This window comes from Bacillus sp. FSL M7-1020, assembly GCF_038050415.1.
GTDB lineage: Bacteria > Bacillota > Bacilli > Bacillales > Bacillaceae_G > Bacillus_A > Bacillus_A toyonensis.
In genome coordinates this window covers 2160125-2178026 of the sequence record NZ_JBBOTW010000001.1, presented here as the reverse complement: position 1 = coordinate 2178026, position 17902 = coordinate 2160125, and the positions used below count along the sequence as shown (strand labels likewise).

The following is a 17902-nucleotide window of genomic DNA, read 5'->3' as shown; positions in this document are numbered from 1 at the left end:
AATCGTAAATGTTGTACAACATAACGTTAGGATTTCTTCACACATACTTGAGGATTGAGATTTTTTCAAAAAAGTAATTACATCTCGTTTTTTATTTATTTTTGAAAGAATATAAGGACCTTACTTCCCCCTCATTTTAAACACTATGTTTTTCATAAGTAAACCAGAAAATCGCTTTTATTAAATTTGATTTTTCAGATATTCATTGTTCAAATTATAAAATATTATATTTAAAAAAGTTAAATCCAAATTTCATTTCATAAAGTGAAATAATTATACTATGATAATTAAACATAAAAATCCTTTTATTCCCTAAAACCTATATGAATCCCTCATCCGAAAATGATTTTAATATAATTTAATAGTGATTGACGCATATGTGTCTTTTAGATGGATATGTAAAATTACATATCCATCTAGGAGTAACTAGCATACATACGCCAAAAATATTATTATCGTATAAATAATATTTTTGTTACTACGAACATCACAGGAGAAAACTCCCCTCATGCACTTTAGGGGATAAATTATCCATGAAATAATAATTTTTGCTTATATACTTACTATTCATTCTAGGAATACAAAAAAGCGATTCTTTTCACATGAAAAAGAATCGCTTTCTAGGTTCATATTTTCAATTACGTTACATAAAGAATTGAGGAATTATCATTTAAGAGACTTTACTATCACTTCAGTTGCCTCTGCAATTAGTTGATTATCATAGGTAGCCTCTTTCTCATCTTTACTAGATAAAATTGCGATGATAATAGGTGCTCTATTTGGTGGCCATACGATAGCAATATCATTTCGTGTCCCGTAACTTCCAGCTCCTGATTTATCCCCAACTATCCAATCAGTTGGCATGCCTGCACGAATAAGTTTGTCTCCTGTAGCATTTCCTTTCATCCACTCTGTAAGAATTTTACGTTTTTCAGCCGGAAGTGCATTTCCGACCGTAAAAGCTTTAAGATTCGAAGCAATTGCTTTTGCTGTACTAGTGTCACGAATGTCTCCTGGAATAGCTTCGTTTAATTCTGTTTCAAAGCGATCAGACATAGTAACCCGATCCCCGATCTGTCTAAGCGCTTTTTCATATCCTTTAGGTCCGCCTATTTTATGAAATAAAATGTTCCCTGCAGTATTATCACTTGAACGAACAGCAGCCTCAGCAATTTCTCCTAGTTTCATTCCAGTATCTACATGTTTCTCTGTAACAGGTGAATAATCCACTAAGTCTTCTTTCGTAAATTTTATGACTTCATTTAATGTATCAATTGAGTTTTGCTGTAGTAATACTCCTGCCGCTAAAGCCTTGTAGGTTGATGCGAAGGCAAATCTTTCGTTATGTCGATAAGAGATTGTTTGATTTGTACCAGTATCAATCGCATATACACCTAATCGAGCATCAAATTTTTTCTCAAGTTGAGAGAACTCTTTATGCGTCGCCTGATTTTTATGTTTCACTTGTCCAGTCTTTTCCTTCGCTTCAACTTGCAATGCCCCTCCTGTAAAAGCTTCTAGACTTGTAACACTTAAACCTAATATACCAACGCACATTCCTATTTTTAGCATCCTCTTGTTTTTCAAAATCATCATTCCTTTCAAATTTTCAGCACCTTTTTATACGTACACATAATAGACAATCACGGAACCAAATTTGTTCCATAAACCGAAAAAAATTTATAGCTAGTATGAGAGTTATTAACAAATAAGAGATAGTAGCTATGATCGCCGCTATCTCTTATTTCACATTTCATTTTTTTACTTATAAATGGCTTTATATAAACAGGGTCTCTTCCCTGAGAAAAGTACTCTAATTTTGCTTAGAACTATCTGTATTAGTAGCTTCACCATGTATACGTTGCTTTTTTAAATCAAAGTATACATCTAAAACTTCCTTTCCAATTATAGAATTAATTCCACTTTTATCATCATGAAGCCATGGGACTACTATAGAAAATGCTACTTCTGGATTATCATATGGAGCATATCCAACTAATGTTAAATTGTAACATTCCATACGTTCTCCTTTTGCATTTCTACCAATTGGATCATCTCCTCCATATACAGTTTGAGCTGTCCCTGTCTTTCCTGCTGGTTTATATGGAGCATTTTTGAAATGTTTCACGCCAGTTCCATCACCTTCTTGGAATACCCATCTAAACCCCTCTTTTATCCGATCAATATGTTCTGTCTTCATATCAACTCGATTTAATACGACAGGCTCTATAGAGCGTATAACTTTGCCAACCTCTTCTTCTTTTATTGATTGTTCTCGTATTTCTTGTACAATTTGAGGTTGCATTCTATAACCGCCATTCGCAATTGTTGAAATATATTGTGCCAATTGCAATGGCGTATACGTATCATACTGACCGATAGAAAAATCTAGTAAAAACCCAGGTTGACTATCTACCGTTCTCGTTTGTCCGGTTATTTCATTCGGTAAATCAATACCTGTTGGGACACCTAAACCAAATTGTTTAAAATAATAGCGCATCGTATCAAATGCTTCTTGTTTAATATCCAACGTACCATTTGGTACGTAATTAACCCCTGCGATTTGTAAAGCCGTTTGGAACATGTATACATTCGAAGATACTTGTAAAGCTCTTAAATCATTTACATTACCAAATCCAGATACATTCCACGATTTCTTAGCTTGTGTACCTTTAAATTTCATCGGTGCATCATAAAATTGATCTCCTGGCTGTATTGCCCCTGTCTCATATCCAGTTAATAAAGTAGCACCTTTTACAGCTGACCCTAGCTCATACGAAGTTGTCATGTTACCTAAAGCCAAATCCTCAATCTCTATTTTCCCTTCTTTTTCTACAATCTTTTTGCCTGCCATAGATAAAATCTGTCCATTATTTGGATTCGTCATGACGACAAAAGCTCGGTCCAACAGTGGCTCTGAACTCTTAAAAGCTCTCAAGTTTTTCTCTATACTTTCTTCCACTTTTTTTTGTAATTCCATATCAATCGTTAATGTTAAACTATTACCACTTTTTCCTTTAGAGATTATTTCTGTGCTAACAATATTTCCGGATTTATCAGTAATGTTTTTCACTTCTTCTTTTGTACCGTGTAATGCATCTTCATATCGTTGTTCAATATAGCTTTTTCCTACACGATCATTACGGTTATATCCACGTACCAAATAAGAATCTAAGTTTTCTTTCGGTAATCCTTCTTCACTGCTTGTAATATTACCTAACACGGAACGAAATAAATTACCATTTACATAATTACGTTCCCAATCAACCGTTGCATCTACTCCCGGAAACTCCTCAAGCTTTTCACTTATCCGCGCATACTCTTCATCTGTTACGTCTTTTTTGATAATTTGTGGTGTCAATTGATAACCTGCATTCATTTTGCTTTTAATAGCTAACACCTTTAAATCTTGTGCTGTTAATTCTGCCAATTCTACTTCTGTAACGCGACTTCGTCTTAAGTCATCAATTTTTTTATCTAACTCTTTTCCCTCTATTCCCTTTTCTTTAAACTTTTCTATATCTTTTTTAGTAACCTTTGTCTCCGCGCGTTTCTTATTCAACTGCATCCAGAAATCTTTTTTATCGATTTCGGTTAACTTATTTATATCTTGTTCGGGCATTTCAAGTACTTTCGCCAAGTCTTTTGCTGTTTTTAAAATATCTTCACTCGTAATCCCCTTCACCCTTGTATACGTAATTGTGCGAAGAGATTTATTATTAACGACTGCTTTCCCTTCTCGATCTAGAATTTGTCCACGTGGAACGGGTATACTAGTTGTTTCATTTTGACTGCTTTCCACTTGGTTCTTATAAGCCTCTCCCTCAACGATTTGTACTTTTCCTAGCTGCATAATAATGGCTGAGAATAGTAGAAATATGCAAAGGAACATTATATTCAATCGTATAGATATATATGTCTGCAGCTTCTTTTCTTTTTGTTTTTTCATAAACCCTCCATATAATTCTTCCGGAACTCCTCACTAATACTTAGTAAATAAATACGTTCCCTATATATTAGAAACCACCATTCAGTTATAAATAGTGCCTTATCTTTTTTTATACATCCTTGTAAGCGTCAAGTCCCTTTCGTTTAGCCGCGTAATTGATACATCTCCTTTCCTGTTTTCTATCTTTTTTTATCACTTGCATTAGAAATGCTAAACTGTATAATGACTCATATTAAGCTTACACATAGACTTGCTAGTAACTTTTCATACTAATTATTCCTTTCTTCATGCTGTAATACTTAATAGACAACCTAAATAATAAAATTGTTCCACATTTACAAAAAAAATAATTAACTATAAGATGAAATAGGCTACATAAGGGAGGGTTATATGTTACATACAAAAAGATGGAGATTTTTTGCGGTTCTTTCTATTGTAGGTTTGATTTTACTACTTTTAGTAAAAATCAACTTCATTTCAATTACTATCGCAACTTCTTCAGCTGAAAGAGGAAAAATTTTTGATCAAAATGGTGTAATACTAGCTACAAATAAGAAAGTTAAGTCTCTATATTGCACTTCTAATGATGAAAAGCTATCAAATCAAGATACATCAAACACATTAGCTTTTTTTAATCAATTTTCAAACGAGTTTCAACATGACATTTCTGCAGAGGACGTAAAATCACACTTACAACAATCTTGTAAAAAGCAGACTATGAATGATATACCGTTATACTCTGACATAAATGAGAGTGAACTTACATTCATAAACAAGAACAAACCCGATAATGTAATAATTAAAGATGAATGGATTCGATATTATCCTAAACACGAAATTGGTTCACAGCTAATTGGGTATGTAAAAAATGACCTTAATTCTAAGTATGGACCTGTTGGGAAAAGTGGGATTGAGCTTCAATATGAAAATGATTTAAAAGGAAAACCCGGAAAAACTCTGATTTTTAAAATGAATAATAAAAAGTTCTTATGGAACATTCAAAAAGTACAAAAAGGAAAAGATGTCCAGCTAGCTTTAGACACTGAATTGCAGCAAAAAACAGAAGAAGCATTAAGATCTCAAATTAAGAAAATACCTGCTGCTAAAGCTGGTTATGTTGTAGTAACCGATGTAAAAACTGGCGCAATTTTAACTATGGCCAACTCGGCAGTTTTTAATCCAAATACATTACATACACATGTATCATCTAAAAATGAAAACATTAAATCACTTTCGCAAAATAAAGCAATTCAAAAATTAAAGTACGGTGAATCTTATGTAAATATGGCCTCTACTATAAAGCCTCTTACTATTTTAATTGGATTAAACGAAAAGCTTTTTCAACCTGAAGATACTTATTTAGATAAGGGTACTTTTCAGTATGATAATCAAAATAACATTACGAATGCACCTGGAACGCCAACAGGTGAAATTACACCGAGGCAGGCTATCATTAATTCATCTAATACATTTATGACAGCAAAAGTAGCTCTGCCCTTATTCAACCAAAATAATGGGAATATAGAAAAAGTGGCACATATATGGACAGATTATTTAATGCAATTCGGCCTACGTTCTAAAACCGGGATTGATTTACCCTTTGAAGAAGACGGACAATATGAATTCCATCCATCTAATAAGTTTGAAAATGGAATCTCCGCTTTATTAAATGCCTCTTGGGGAGGAAATGAAGTGCATACCCCTCTTCAACTCGCTCAATATGCAGCAACTTTGGCGAGTAAAGGTGATAAATATAAACCTCAAATCGTAAGTGCTATTATGAGTCCAGACGGTAAGGAAACAAAAAAGTTTAAACCAATTTTAGAAAGCTCAAATCGTTATCCTATGAAGTTTTGGAGTGTCGTGCAAGGCGGAATGAGTCAAAATATAGAGGAGATTAAAAACTTACCCTTTCATGTCGCAGGTAAAACGGGTATTACAGGTTTTCCGAATGAGCAAGAAAAAATGATAAATCATTCTCTTTTCATTGCATATGCTCCTACTGAAGATCCACAAATCGCCATTTCTGTCGTTATTCCTGGTAGTAATTCAGAAAAAAACATCGCTGCTCTCGTGACATCAGAAATTTTAGATTCTTGGCATACACTTCAAAAAGAAAATAATAGCAAAGAGGAAGGTTCATTAAAGTGAACCTTCCTCTTTTACCATATAGAATCTATATTTATTATTTTCCATTCACCATTATCATTCTTTTCGAACATAAATGAATACTTAATATCAGTTAAAACATACTCTTTTTGCACATATCCAGTATTGCCGTTAATTGTCGATATTTTTATATATCCATCATTTTGCACTTTTTCTGGAATCCAAGCTTTTACCATTTCATTAGATACTTCATATAAAACTTGTGATTCTCGTTTTGGTTCAGCAAAAATTTTTGTTTTATTTCCAGTAATAGTTGCATATATAAAATGCGCTTGCTTTGGTTGGTTACTTTCTGTCAATCCACTTGGTACTTTGTATACTTTTTTTGTATCATTTGCAAATTCTCCTCCCATTGTAAGAGCGACTTGCAACTCATGAAAAATATCTTCATCAAACTTCAATTCATCCTTCTTATAACTCTTCCCTTTAAATAGAACTTCATCATTTAATGCTCTATACAAATCATTTTCATTTTTTGAATTTGTGCTTTGATATAAATCATTCATAAATGGTTTTAATGATGGATCTTGAGCAGATTCATCTTTTGTTTTCGGCTTAATTTGAGTACTACTTTGTACCGGTGATTTATTATCATCAAGCCAAGGTTGTTGAACAATAAAAAATAACATTGTACAAACCAAAACAACTACAACAGGCAATGCTTTTTTACGAAATGGTCTCTTATTTGTTACAGAATCTACTTCACTATTTTGATATACCGATTGCTTAATTTTATAAATAAATTCTTCTTCATCTTTCCGATGCTCCATTGGGCCTTTTTTCAATTTACTATACCAGTCAGGATTTTTTTTACTGTTCATCACTTCTACCCTCCCCTATTAGTTTTGAAACTTTACTTCTCGCTCGGCTTAATCTAGATTTTACTGTTCCAATTGATACACCTAATGTTTCAGCCATTTCTTCATAAGATAATTCATATTTCGCGTCCAATATTAGTATTTCACGGTGTTTTTTAGGTAGTTTTAATACAACTTCCCACACTTCATTTAGTTCCTCTTGCTTAAAAAACTCTTGTTCTGCCGAGGCAGACTGCTTATCGTCACTAAAAAACCCCACTAAAGATATCCTTTTAAAATAAGAGGATTTCAAATAGTTTATTGCTGTATTTCTTGTGATTTTTAATATCCACGTTTTAATAGATGACTCCTTTCGAAACGAATGCCAATGTTTAAAAACCTTTATAAAGACATCTTGTGTGATGTCATCTGATAAGTGTGGATCTTTCGTAATAATAAATGAATAATTCCATACATCTTGCCAATAGTCTTTAATAACATAGTCAAGCTCATCATGATTACATTTTTCAATAAACTTCTGTTCCATTTCCACACCTCAAACTTATTTGAATAAACATAAAACTGCCCTCACTTTTAATATGGTTTCAATATATAGACATGATACAAGATTCATTTGTTCCATTGTTTATCTTTTTTTGCTAGAAGAATTCTCCTGAAAAATGTAAAGGTGTGCAATACATTTCATTACTTAATCACCTTTACATTCTTTTTTATGACAGGCTCCAAAAAACAAGTAATGCATACAATGTTAAAAATTCACTCGTAAAAATCTGATTATGATTTTTAAAATTTCACGCAACACCCGATTTGTATCACCTATTTTTTCTAAGAGCATACTTATTGGTGTGCTCTATTTATTTTTTTCTAAATAACTCTTTTATTAAAGCTTACAATCATCCTCGTTTGTCTATTTCAATTTGTTCTTCTCTTATATTTACTATTAGCAACACCAAGATTTCAAATATGAAAATAAAAATGAACAAGTTTTTTATCACCAGCTGTATTAGTACCTGTCCCAATCAGACTTGCACTTCCGACTGAATCCTCTAGTTTTAAATCAGTATTTAGGGCAAACTACCAATCAGCCCGTACTTGCAAACAATGAAAATGATGCGATATCAACTTTCTAGAGCCACAATAACATAGAAAAAGCATTCTCAATTAGGGAGAATGCTTTTTTTGAAACTTAATTGTTCTTTGTTTTGCCCCATTTATACCTTTGAGTTAAGCATACATATAATAAATGTAGTAATAGATTTCACCTTATACTTAAGTGTTATTTCTGAAAAATATGTTTTACTTTTTCGCCGGGAACATTACTCCCCCCTCTTCCTTTTACGTCTTCAATCATCATGGTAACAATCATGTCTGGTGCATTTGCATCAAACGCTGCAAACCATCCAAGTTCTTTTCCGTCTGCTTCTTTCGACTCCTTCAGTTCTGCTGTACCGGTTTTACCAGCAAGAGTTACACCATCAACCTTTGCAATTCTCCCAGCGCCATCAGGGTCATTAATGACTTTTATTAATGCACTCTTTACTATCTCTTGATTCTTTTTAGAAAGTACATTTTCTTTCCAATTCCCCGCTACTTTTACTTCTTTTAACAGATGAGGCGACGGAATATTCCCTTCATTCACAATCGGTGCATATGTTAATGCTAAATGAAGTGGCGTCATTAATACTTGTCCTTGTCCATATCCTGTGTCTGCTAGTTGAATATCGTTTTTTATCCCATCTTTTGCAATTGTTGAAATAGGAAATTCGTATTCGATTGGTAATTTTTCATGAAATCCGTATTTCTTAAATTCACTTACATACTGATCTTTCCCCATTTTCAAAGCTTGTTGAGCAAAATAAATATTATCAGAGTACTTCATTGCCTTATCAAAATCAATTGGACTAGCTTCCTTCACGCGTGTTATATAATAATTTCCCCACGATGAATCTTTTGTCCATTTTAATCCTTGAATTTTAAATTCTTCTTTAGGATTTATAGTTTTCGTTTCCAAACCAATTGCACCTGTAATCGTTTTAAATACAGAACCTGGTACAAATGCTTTTGTGAAGCGATTCATCATTGGCAGTTTCGAGTCGTTATTCCATGCTTCTCTTTGGGCTTTTGACGCTCCTCTAACTATTATATTTGGATTATAAGCAGGGCTACTTACAAGTGCGATTGTTTCACCCGTTTTAGGATTGACCGCTGCACTAGATCCTGCTTCATTTTTCATCTCATTAAAGATTTTTTCTTGAATTGCAGCATCAATTGTTAACGTAACATTTTCTCCTTCTTTTGCTTCTTTTTTTGCTACGTTTTTAATCTCTTTACCGTTCTCATCTTCCATAAATACGCGTCCACCCTTTTCACCACGCAATTTATTCTCTAATACTTTTTCTAAACCTGTCTTACCCACTAAATCATCTGCTTGATAACCTTTTTTTTGAAGCGATTTTAACTCCTCTGCATTCACCTTTCCTATATATCCTGTTAAGTGTGCCGCTGCTTCTCCTAATGGATACGTACGAATATTTACTGGACGAGATGAAACTCCTTCTAATTCAATATAATCATTCTGCCTGGTTCCCTCTTTTAAAATACCAATTGGTACAAAGGAATCTGGTTTTATCCATTTCGCTGCGAGCTTCTGATCGACCTCTTCTATAGACATATCAAGTAATTGCGCTACTATTTCTTTCGTTTGCGCTGCCGTTTCACCTAGTTTCTCTGGAATTATTCCAACCTCAGACGCTTTACCGTTCGTTGCGAGCCCTTTTCCATTTCGATCATATATTTCTCCGCGTTTTCCTTGTTCTATTTGCATACGTACTTTGTAATCTTTTTTCATTCCTGGGAAAATGAAGTCTGGCGTCCAATCTATTTTCCAAGATTCCTTTTCTTTCACAAGTTCTGCTTCATGGATGAATGAAACTGTTCCTCCATCCGTATCCATTTTAACTTCAAAAAGAAAACGTTCTTTATCTTTCGTATTCTCTCCTTTCGTTTTAATTTTTAAATTCTGAACTCCAATACCTTCATAGATTTTTTCATATTTCTCGGTGAAATCCTTTTTAGAGATCGTCTTTTTTGCATGTTCTGATAAATGTTCATACATATTTGCAAATTTTTTATCATTCCATAAATTAATATATTCTTCAAACGCCTGTTTTGGCGGTTCGTTTTTATTACACCCTACTAACATAACTGCGAAACAAATGAAAAACAGCATCCATAATTTTTTCAATTCAATCTTCTCCCTTAGTTAAAAATGATTATTCCTTTCTTAAAATATTAAATAAAAAATGTTTTATCGCTTAATAGACAGTGTAAGTAATGAAATAGTTCCACATTTGCAAAAAGAATTAACTTTATTGTTAAACTGCATTCAAAAAAGGAATCCTTATAGCAAGGATTCCTTAGCAGAGAATAATAAAAATATAAACAATAAAGTGAAACGTTAATCAGTGGGGGTTTTGTTCATCCCTCACTGATTATTAGCCTTCACCAATCGGGCTTTTACGGGCAGCCCCACCCCCACCTAACTTCTTTGCTTCCGCTGAATTTTGAGGTGGGGGTCTTACTGCCCGTTAATGCGGGTAAGTATAATTTATAGGTGCCCTACATCCTTCTTTTTCTCATTAAAAACCCCTGCGCTGTATGCGACAGGGATTTCTGACGGTATCATCATAGTTCATTCTATAGCTTATTTAGAAGAGTCATGTACATGCAAACTACTAAAAATCAATTCAGCAACTTTTACATATCCTTTTGAGTTTGGATGAATGAAATCCGTAGACCAAAGCGTATTGTCATTAACTAAATGATGATTCCAAAAGTCAACATGATGAAGCTTATACTCTCTACTCAGTGAAAGTATAACTTCATTTGCCTCTAATAATTGTTCTTTTACTACTTGTTTTTTTTCAGAAGGAAATGGAAGCCTAACAGTAAAATCTGGAAGGTTTGCTATCATAATATCAGCGCCTGTTTTACTTAATGTGTCTATCATAAATTCCATATCGTTCTTATATGCATCATGATTCCAACGTCCTTTTAAAACATCATTTGCACCTGCAATGAGACTAACCAAATCTGGATTAAAAGTTAATGCCTTTTCCAATTGCTGCGAGCGAATTTCTTCAGTTACTAACCCACGCTTTGCAAAATTAGCATATTCTATATCGTTTTCACACAGTTGAACAAAATGATCTACCCAGCTTTTTAATGCTATTCCCTCAACTTCATCCCCTATCCCCTCTGTAAAACTATCACCAATTGCTACAAATCGCTTCCACATATGTATTCCCCCTTTATTATTAACCATATCTATACTATACAATAGCTCACACCGTAATTGTTATTTCTAAGTGGTTTTCGTTTTCGTTTTCAATTATATTCCACTTTACTATATTTACATTTAGAATCCTAAATTGACCGATTCCTAAGTATACTTAGGAATCAGTCATATTCGTATATTTACTAAAGAAATAAAATCTCTCTAGGAATTATACTTTTTTCAAAAAATTTGTTGTTCTTTGTTTTGCCCAGTTGATACATTTCTTTTCGATTAAATGATACGAAACTATAGAAAAAAGTAGTGACATTATAATGCACAAAGTGAGCAGGAAAAAAATAGGTATCTTTGTATACAAAAGTTTAAATAGTACCATCATGATTGGAAAATGACACAAATAGATACTGTATGAAATTTCTCCTAAATATACAAATACACTCTTATTTAAAAATGCTTTTATTTTTAGGTTACTCATAGCCATTATAATAAATATACTAACCCCCATTACGACACCCCAATCTTTGAATAAGAAAGTAGTATCATTACGGAAAAAACCATAAATTAAAATGGAATATAAATATAGAATAATCCCTAATGCAATAAGAAATCCTTTTTTATATTTTTTCATATTTTGATATAAGTAAATAAGTTTTTCCTGATACTTAAAAAGTAACATTCCAACCATAAACATAGATGTGAAATGCAGTGTATCGGCATAACCATTATAAAATCCCTCTGCTTTCCCAATATGCAACATATTAAGGAAAACACTAATTAAAGAAAAGCTCAAAGCAATTAATATCGTTTTCTTCCAACTCAGTTTATAAAAAAGAAGGAATAACAAAGGAAATACAATCGATATACGCATTTCTTGAGCCAATGACCAAATAACTGGATTGTAATTTTCCGTAAAAAAGTTATTAAGAAGCACAATGTGGTTTATAATATCTATTTTTGTTATAGACCCTTGCCACCTATCATAGAACCAATCCCGTAGTCCTGCCACCTCATACGGTGAAAACAAAATAAATAACGCAAAGGTAATGATTATCCAAAAATAGTAAGGAATATAAATTCTTACAAATCGCTTAATTAAATATCCCCAATAATTTGTTTTTGAATGATAAAGTGCCATAGATAACACAAAACCACTCAGTACATAAAAAACGATTACCGCTTCTCCACCCGCCCATAAAAACCTAAGCGGGGAAAATTTAATAGAATTAGGCAACGATGGTAGCATTAAACAAAAATGTCCAAATACCACTGTAAGTGCCGCTAACCCTCGTATGGAATCTAATTCTTTTATTCTCTTACTCATAAAATATTCTCCTTGTAAATTGTAAATTTTGCTGTTAATAAAGGCCACTATACTAGTGTAGTGGGAGAATCGTACATATTCTTTCTTTAAATCTCTAATATAAGCAGTACAAACTCAATCTATGCATCTATTTTCTAGCCTCCATTTCTTTATATAATTAATTTAAAACAAAATATTTAATAGAAAGAAAAGATTTTATTAAATTTTTATAAAATTTAATAACAGAAATAAGTACCAGGTATCAATTTTTATTTTCACCTGATGGAATAATGAATGTTCTTTCATCATGTAACTTTATTAAACTAACCTTGCATCAGAACCCTTTGAATCTAAATATTCATAATAAACGCCATCCTTCCTGTATGGAGTGAACCCTGAGAATGAGACGATAAAAAACACCTCTCTAAATCGTAAGTATCAGTTATGATTTTAATGGAGGTGTTTTTCGTATGGGGAAAAAGGTGCATTATCCCGCCGAAATAAAGTGGAAAGTAGTTGAAATGAAACACCAAGGATTCAAAAATAAAGAAATTATGGATGCCTTAGGAATTAGACATGTAGCTCAAATTAAAACTTGGATGAAATGGTATCGTGAAGGCGAAACCTATCGGTTTGAACAATCTATTGGAAGACAATCTGCACATGGAAAAGGCTTAAAAAGGTTAACAGAACTTGAACAAAAAGAATTAGAAATACGTTATTTAAAGGCAAAGATTATATTGCTGGAAAAGTGCCAAGAAATCTTAAGGAGGTGGGAGGAAAAGAAGAAATAATGAAAATGATAAAGGAATGGCAATCAATTTTTACAATTGCAGAACTGTGTTCCATATTTAATATTTCACGTGCTACTTATTATCGTTGGAAAAAGCAGGAGAAAACAGTAACTAACCATGAAGAAAAAACCGTAATAGAAATATGTCAACATCATAAATATCGGTATGGATATCGTCGGGTTACAGCTTGTCTACGTGATCAATTTAACATCGTAATGAATCATAAAAAAGTATTACGTATCATGAGAAAATACAACGTATTATCTCGGGTTAGAAAAAAGAAAAAGATATTTGTACTCGGTCATGAACCAGTGGTAGCTAGAAATAGAATACAACGGAGATTTAAAGCTACCAAGCCTAATGAAAAATGGTTCACTGATATCACATATTTGATGTTCGGCAATAAGACTCTTTATTTTTCATCTATTATAGATGGGTTTAACAATGAAATTGTAAGTTATAAAATAGCTGAGACACAGGATGTTTCTCTTGTATTAGATACTCTAAAAGAGGCTTTAAAAAAGCGAAATGTGATTGATACGATTTTACATTCGGATCAAGGAAAGGTGTATACATCAAAACAATTTCAAACATATGCCAAAGAAAAAGGCATTATCACAAGCATGTCTCGTACAGGAAACTGCCATGATAATGCCCTCATAGAATCCTTTCATTCTCATTTGAAATCCGAAGGATTCTATGCGCAAAATATAAAACAATCGAATAATGCTAGTATAATACAAACTGTGGATGAATACATCCACTACTATAATAATGAACGGATTCAGAGAAAATTAGATAATATGTCACCTATAGCTTATAGGAAACATGTTATCTAGGTGTTTTTTCTTTGTCTCACCAAATGGGGCCAGACCACTGTATATTTCTACAAAAAGAATAGCGTTTTTTGATTATATGGATACAAATTTATTTTAGCTTAATTGCAATACGAAAAGTTCCGAAGAACCAAATTTGAGAATTAATACAATCTTCCATTCCAAGCTACCCTCATAAGAATCTATAGTACTTTGAAACTTTTTGTTCCAGATTACTATTTAGTTTTATCCTATAAAGTTAGCTTTTTACTATATCAACCGCACTATCCCACATACCACTAAAGAAAGATCCGATTTGGCGCATAAAACGTGTAAACCAATTTGCTTGTTCTACATCAGATTTTGTTACAAGGTCTATTTGTAATGATTTACCTGATAAGAACCCAGGATCTATATTATCTTTAGGCGAGATAATCATTTTACTAATTGTTACACCTTTTTTAATAGGCGCTTCTTGTTCTTTATTCGATACTTTAAATTCTTTTTTATAAACGTCATTGTTGCCCTTCGGCATTGGAAGTGCAACAGCTTGTTTCGTTTGAACTACTACATCTTTATCTTTTGCATTTGCTACTCGAACTGTTTCATGTCCTTTTACTACTGCATCTTTTCCGTAGACATTCTTCACTTCAAAATTCGCAAATCCATAATCGTATAATTTCTTTGTTTCATCAAAACGTGCTGTATGAGATTTTGCTTTTATCACTACAGAAATTAGGCGCATACCATTTCTTTCTACTGTACCAGTGAAACAATCTCCCGCTTCTGGAGTCGTTCCTGTTTTCAAACCATCTACACCTTCATATTGCTTAATTAAACCTTTTAACATCCAATTAAAGTTCGCCATATCAATTGGATATTTACCACCCTCTTGGAATGTTTTTTTAGGAATTTTTGCTGTATTTAATATTTGGGGGAAATCTTGAATAAGACGTTGTGCTAAAATTGCACAATCCCTTGCAGACATTTTATTTTTCTCGTCTAGAGTTGTCCCTTCTGGGTGATATCCTTTTAAATCTTGATTTGTTAAGCCTGTAGAGTTTACAAATTTATAATCTTTCATTCCAAACTCTTTTGACTTATCGTTCATCATTTTTACAAAATTGACTTCTTTACCAGCAATCTCTTCAACTAAAGCAATTGTTGCACCATTTGCAGAGTAAATTGCCATTGCCTCATATAACTCTTTTACCGTATAAGAGCCACCATTTTCTAATGGAACGTTTGATAATGAACGATCTTGCGAAATCTTATGTGCATATTCAGAGATTTTAACTTTTTGATCCCATTTAAGTTTTCCTTTATCTACCGCTTCATGCACTAAGTATTCGCTCATCATTTTTGTCATACTAGCAATTGCCAATGATTCATCTGCATTTTTTTGATATAAAATTTTTCCGGAATTTGCCTCTATTAAAATTGCTGATCCTGCTTCAACGTCTATAGCAGGAACTGTTTCCGCTGATGCTCTTCCAGATGTAACAACAATGCTACAAAATAGTGCAAGCACTGTTACTATTGCAATAAATCTCTTGCAAAACATACCTTTCACTTCTGTTACCTCCAATATCTTTGTACTCAAAAAACGTTCTTCTAACATAATCCTCAAAAAATAGACAGTGTTATCAAATTCTATATACATATAAGACGTTAGGATAACTTTCATATAGACCATCTCATCAAACCCTTTTAGGACAATGACACTTCGTACTCCCACACACATCCCTCTTTTTAATACCTTCGTATTTTTCAAAATGATCCGTACTTTCATATTTTTTAGGATTACACTTAATAGACAATCTAAATAATACATTTGTTCCACATTTACAAAAAATAAAACAAGTGTGTCCCGATTAAATATCGAGACACACTGGTAATCAAGCATTCGTTTATTAGCTATCAAGGATTTTAATTATTCAATTCAGCTATTTGCTAGACTTAAATTAGAGATAAATTTCCTTTAGTCTAAACTATTAGTTTTTTGTAATAAAAAAACTACACCCTATACTGGATGTAGTTTTTCTAACTGATTTATTTATTTTTCACTTCATTTTTATAAAAAGCAAATAATGGTTCGATGGATGGACTAGATAAAAGAGGAATTGCCTTCTCAATCAATTCCCTATCCCAATCAAACCAACGCATTTCCATTAACATGTTTATTTCTATATCAGTGAATCGTTTCTTTATTTCCTTAGCAGGATTTCCACCAACTATTGTATACGACGGAACATCTTTACTTACGACAGATCCTGCCGCAACAATTGCACCTTCACCGATTGTAACGCCAGGCATTATTATAGCATTCATACCAATCCAGGCATCGCTTTTAATGACTGTATCACCCTTCGGTTCATATGATTGTTCTATTTGCTCAATGAATGGATAAACTGTAATCCATTCAGGGTGATGATTATGATTCCCACCCATTAAAATGACAACTCCACTTGCAATACAAACATAATTTCCAATAATGAGTTTATCAAGTTGCCAACCCATCTGTTCAATTGGATTGAACAGTACTCGAGACTTAGCATCGCCCCATAAATATCTAACGCAACCATCTTCAAAATTTTGATCGCCATAATATCCTGAATAATAGGAGTACTCTCCTACTTCAATAAGTGGATTTGTTACTATATCTTTTAAATACTTCGTTTCAGACCAATGATTATATAATGGATGCTTCATAATTACATTCCTCGCTTCTAAGTATGGTAGATTTAATAATTTACTTAGAAGCTTAATACGACAGCTACATTTTTAAACTTTTTCAAACGACGAATCATTATCTTCAAGCCTTTCTTTTATACTAAAAAAAGCATACCGCAATACATTACACTAGTCAAATTGTTTAATTTTGAACACATCTTAAACAGCGTAATACTGTAATAAGAACATTAAAACACTCTGACTTTGATACAAATAATATATTGATTACATTTAGTTCATATTTTGTAAAAAAATTTTAATTGCCATGACAAAGCAAACAATAACCACTATTGGTCGTATTAATGACGTCCCTTTTGTAAGCACCATCTTTGCCCCAATATATGACCCTATAATTTGACCAAGCATCATAATCAGCCCAATTGTCCAATCAATTTGGCCAAAAATAATAAAATATAACAAAGCAGCGAAATTACTAGTAAAATTCAAAATCTTAGCATTTGCAGTTGCTCTTGTAGCACTATATCCACATAAAAGAATGAAAGCTAAAGCAATTAAGCTACCTGTTCCTGGGCCGAAGAAACCATCATAAAATCCAAGGAATGGAGCCACTGTTAACGCAAATAACAACATACTTATTTTTCTCGGTTGATCTTCGTTTGCTATATTTGGAGATAATAGAAAATAAAGACCAATAATAATAAGTAAGAAAGGTAATATCATGATTAAATATTCTGCTCGTATCTGTAAAATAAGCCATCCACCCAAAATAGATCCAAAAAAGGTCATTAAGATGGACAAACGCATTTCTTTGAGATTAATTTCTTTCTTCTTAATAAAAATCACAGTTGCCATGAGGGTTCCGCTACTCCCTTGTAGTTTATTAGTTGCTATCGCTACAGAAGGAGACATACCTACTAATAACATTACTGGGATAGTTATCATACCACCGCCCCCAGCAATTGTATCTATCCATCCTGCTAAAATAGCTACTAAAAATAGTAATATGAGTAATTCAATAGTAAAATCCATATAAAGGAAATGGGAAGGTTTGAGCTATTACAGCCCAAAC

The 17902-nt window shown here is 32.8% G+C and carries 12 protein-coding genes and 1 pseudogene; 3 read left to right on the top strand and 10 right to left on the bottom strand.

Annotation, left to right across the window (positions count from 1 at the left end):
* Positions 1-569 precede the first annotated feature (569 nt).
* Positions 570-659: pseudogene (locus MHB70_RS11080) on the top strand (undecaprenyl-diphosphatase); the annotation flags it as partial.
* Positions 660-666: 7 nt separating this feature from the next.
* Here the strand turns inward: MHB70_RS11080 and bla are convergent.
* Entirely contained in the window at positions 667-1593 is a 927-nt protein-coding gene (gene bla / locus MHB70_RS11075; RefSeq protein ID WP_061530550.1) for a class A beta-lactamase Bla1, read from the bottom strand.
* Positions 1594-1813: 220 nt separating this feature from the next.
* Positions 1814-3949, bottom strand: a complete 2136-nt coding sequence (locus tag MHB70_RS11070; protein WP_061530549.1) for a peptidoglycan D,D-transpeptidase FtsI family protein — start codon at positions 3947-3949, stop codon at positions 1814-1816.
* Positions 3950-4339: 390 nt separating this feature from the next.
* Between MHB70_RS11070 and MHB70_RS11065 the strand changes: the two genes are divergently transcribed.
* Positions 4340-6100, top strand: coding sequence for a peptidoglycan D,D-transpeptidase FtsI family protein (locus MHB70_RS11065; protein ID WP_168388021.1), 1761 nt, complete (start codon positions 4340-4342; stop codon positions 6098-6100).
* An 11-nt stretch (positions 6101-6111) separates the two neighbouring features.
* Here the strand turns inward: MHB70_RS11065 and MHB70_RS11060 are convergent, their stop codons facing one another.
* From MHB70_RS11060 to MHB70_RS11040, 5 genes are all read right to left on the bottom strand, one after another.
* Positions 6112-6939, bottom strand: a complete 828-nt coding sequence (locus tag MHB70_RS11060; RefSeq protein WP_001086152.1) for an SH3 domain-containing protein — start codon at positions 6937-6939, stop codon at positions 6112-6114.
* Positions 6929-7462, bottom strand: a complete 534-nt coding sequence (locus MHB70_RS11055) for an RNA polymerase sigma factor (protein ID WP_000435490.1) — start codon at positions 7460-7462, stop codon at positions 6929-6931. Before MHB70_RS11055 ends, MHB70_RS11060 begins: the two co-directional genes overlap by 11 nt.
* 750 nt (positions 7463-8212) lie before the next feature.
* Positions 8213-10180, bottom strand: a complete 1968-nt coding sequence (locus MHB70_RS11050) for a penicillin-binding transpeptidase domain-containing protein (protein WP_000737734.1) — start codon at positions 10178-10180, stop codon at positions 8213-8215.
* Between the two features lie 459 nt (positions 10181-10639).
* Positions 10640-11260, bottom strand: coding sequence for an SGNH/GDSL hydrolase family protein (locus MHB70_RS11045; RefSeq protein WP_141543699.1), 621 nt, complete (start codon positions 11258-11260; stop codon positions 10640-10642).
* Between the two features lie 181 nt (positions 11261-11441).
* Positions 11442-12551: an acyltransferase family protein gene (locus tag MHB70_RS11040; protein ID WP_000044180.1), complete on the bottom strand. Its 1110-nt coding sequence runs from the start codon at positions 12549-12551 to the stop codon at positions 11442-11444.
* Positions 12552-13000: 449 nt separating this feature from the next.
* Here MHB70_RS11040 and MHB70_RS11035 point away from each other — a divergent pair.
* Positions 13001-14163, top strand: a protein-coding gene (locus MHB70_RS11035) for an IS3 family transposase (RefSeq protein WP_097927303.1) whose coding sequence is annotated in 2 segments (ribosomal slippage) — positions 13001-13268 and positions 13268-14163 — 1164 coding nt in all. Because the reading frame shifts where the segments join, the coding sequence is not laid out codon by codon here.
* Positions 14164-14398: 235 nt separating this feature from the next.
* Here MHB70_RS11035 and MHB70_RS11030 read toward each other — a convergent pair.
* The 3 genes from MHB70_RS11030 to MHB70_RS11020 all read right to left on the bottom strand — a co-directional run bounded on the left by MHB70_RS11030 (position 14399) and on the right by MHB70_RS11020 (position 17862).
* On the bottom strand, positions 14399-15712 hold the full coding sequence (locus MHB70_RS11030; RefSeq protein WP_033658416.1) for a D-alanyl-D-alanine carboxypeptidase family protein: 1314 nt from the start codon (positions 15710-15712) through the stop codon (positions 14399-14401).
* A gap of 479 nt (positions 15713-16191) precedes the next feature.
* Positions 16192-16851: a CatB-related O-acetyltransferase gene (locus MHB70_RS11025; RefSeq protein ID WP_000682552.1), complete on the bottom strand. Its 660-nt coding sequence runs from the start codon at positions 16849-16851 to the stop codon at positions 16192-16194.
* Between the two features lie 252 nt (positions 16852-17103).
* On the bottom strand, positions 17104-17862 hold the full coding sequence (locus MHB70_RS11020; RefSeq protein WP_061530059.1) for a TSUP family transporter: 759 nt from the start codon (positions 17860-17862) through the stop codon (positions 17104-17106).
* Positions 17863-17902 lie beyond the last annotated feature (40 nt).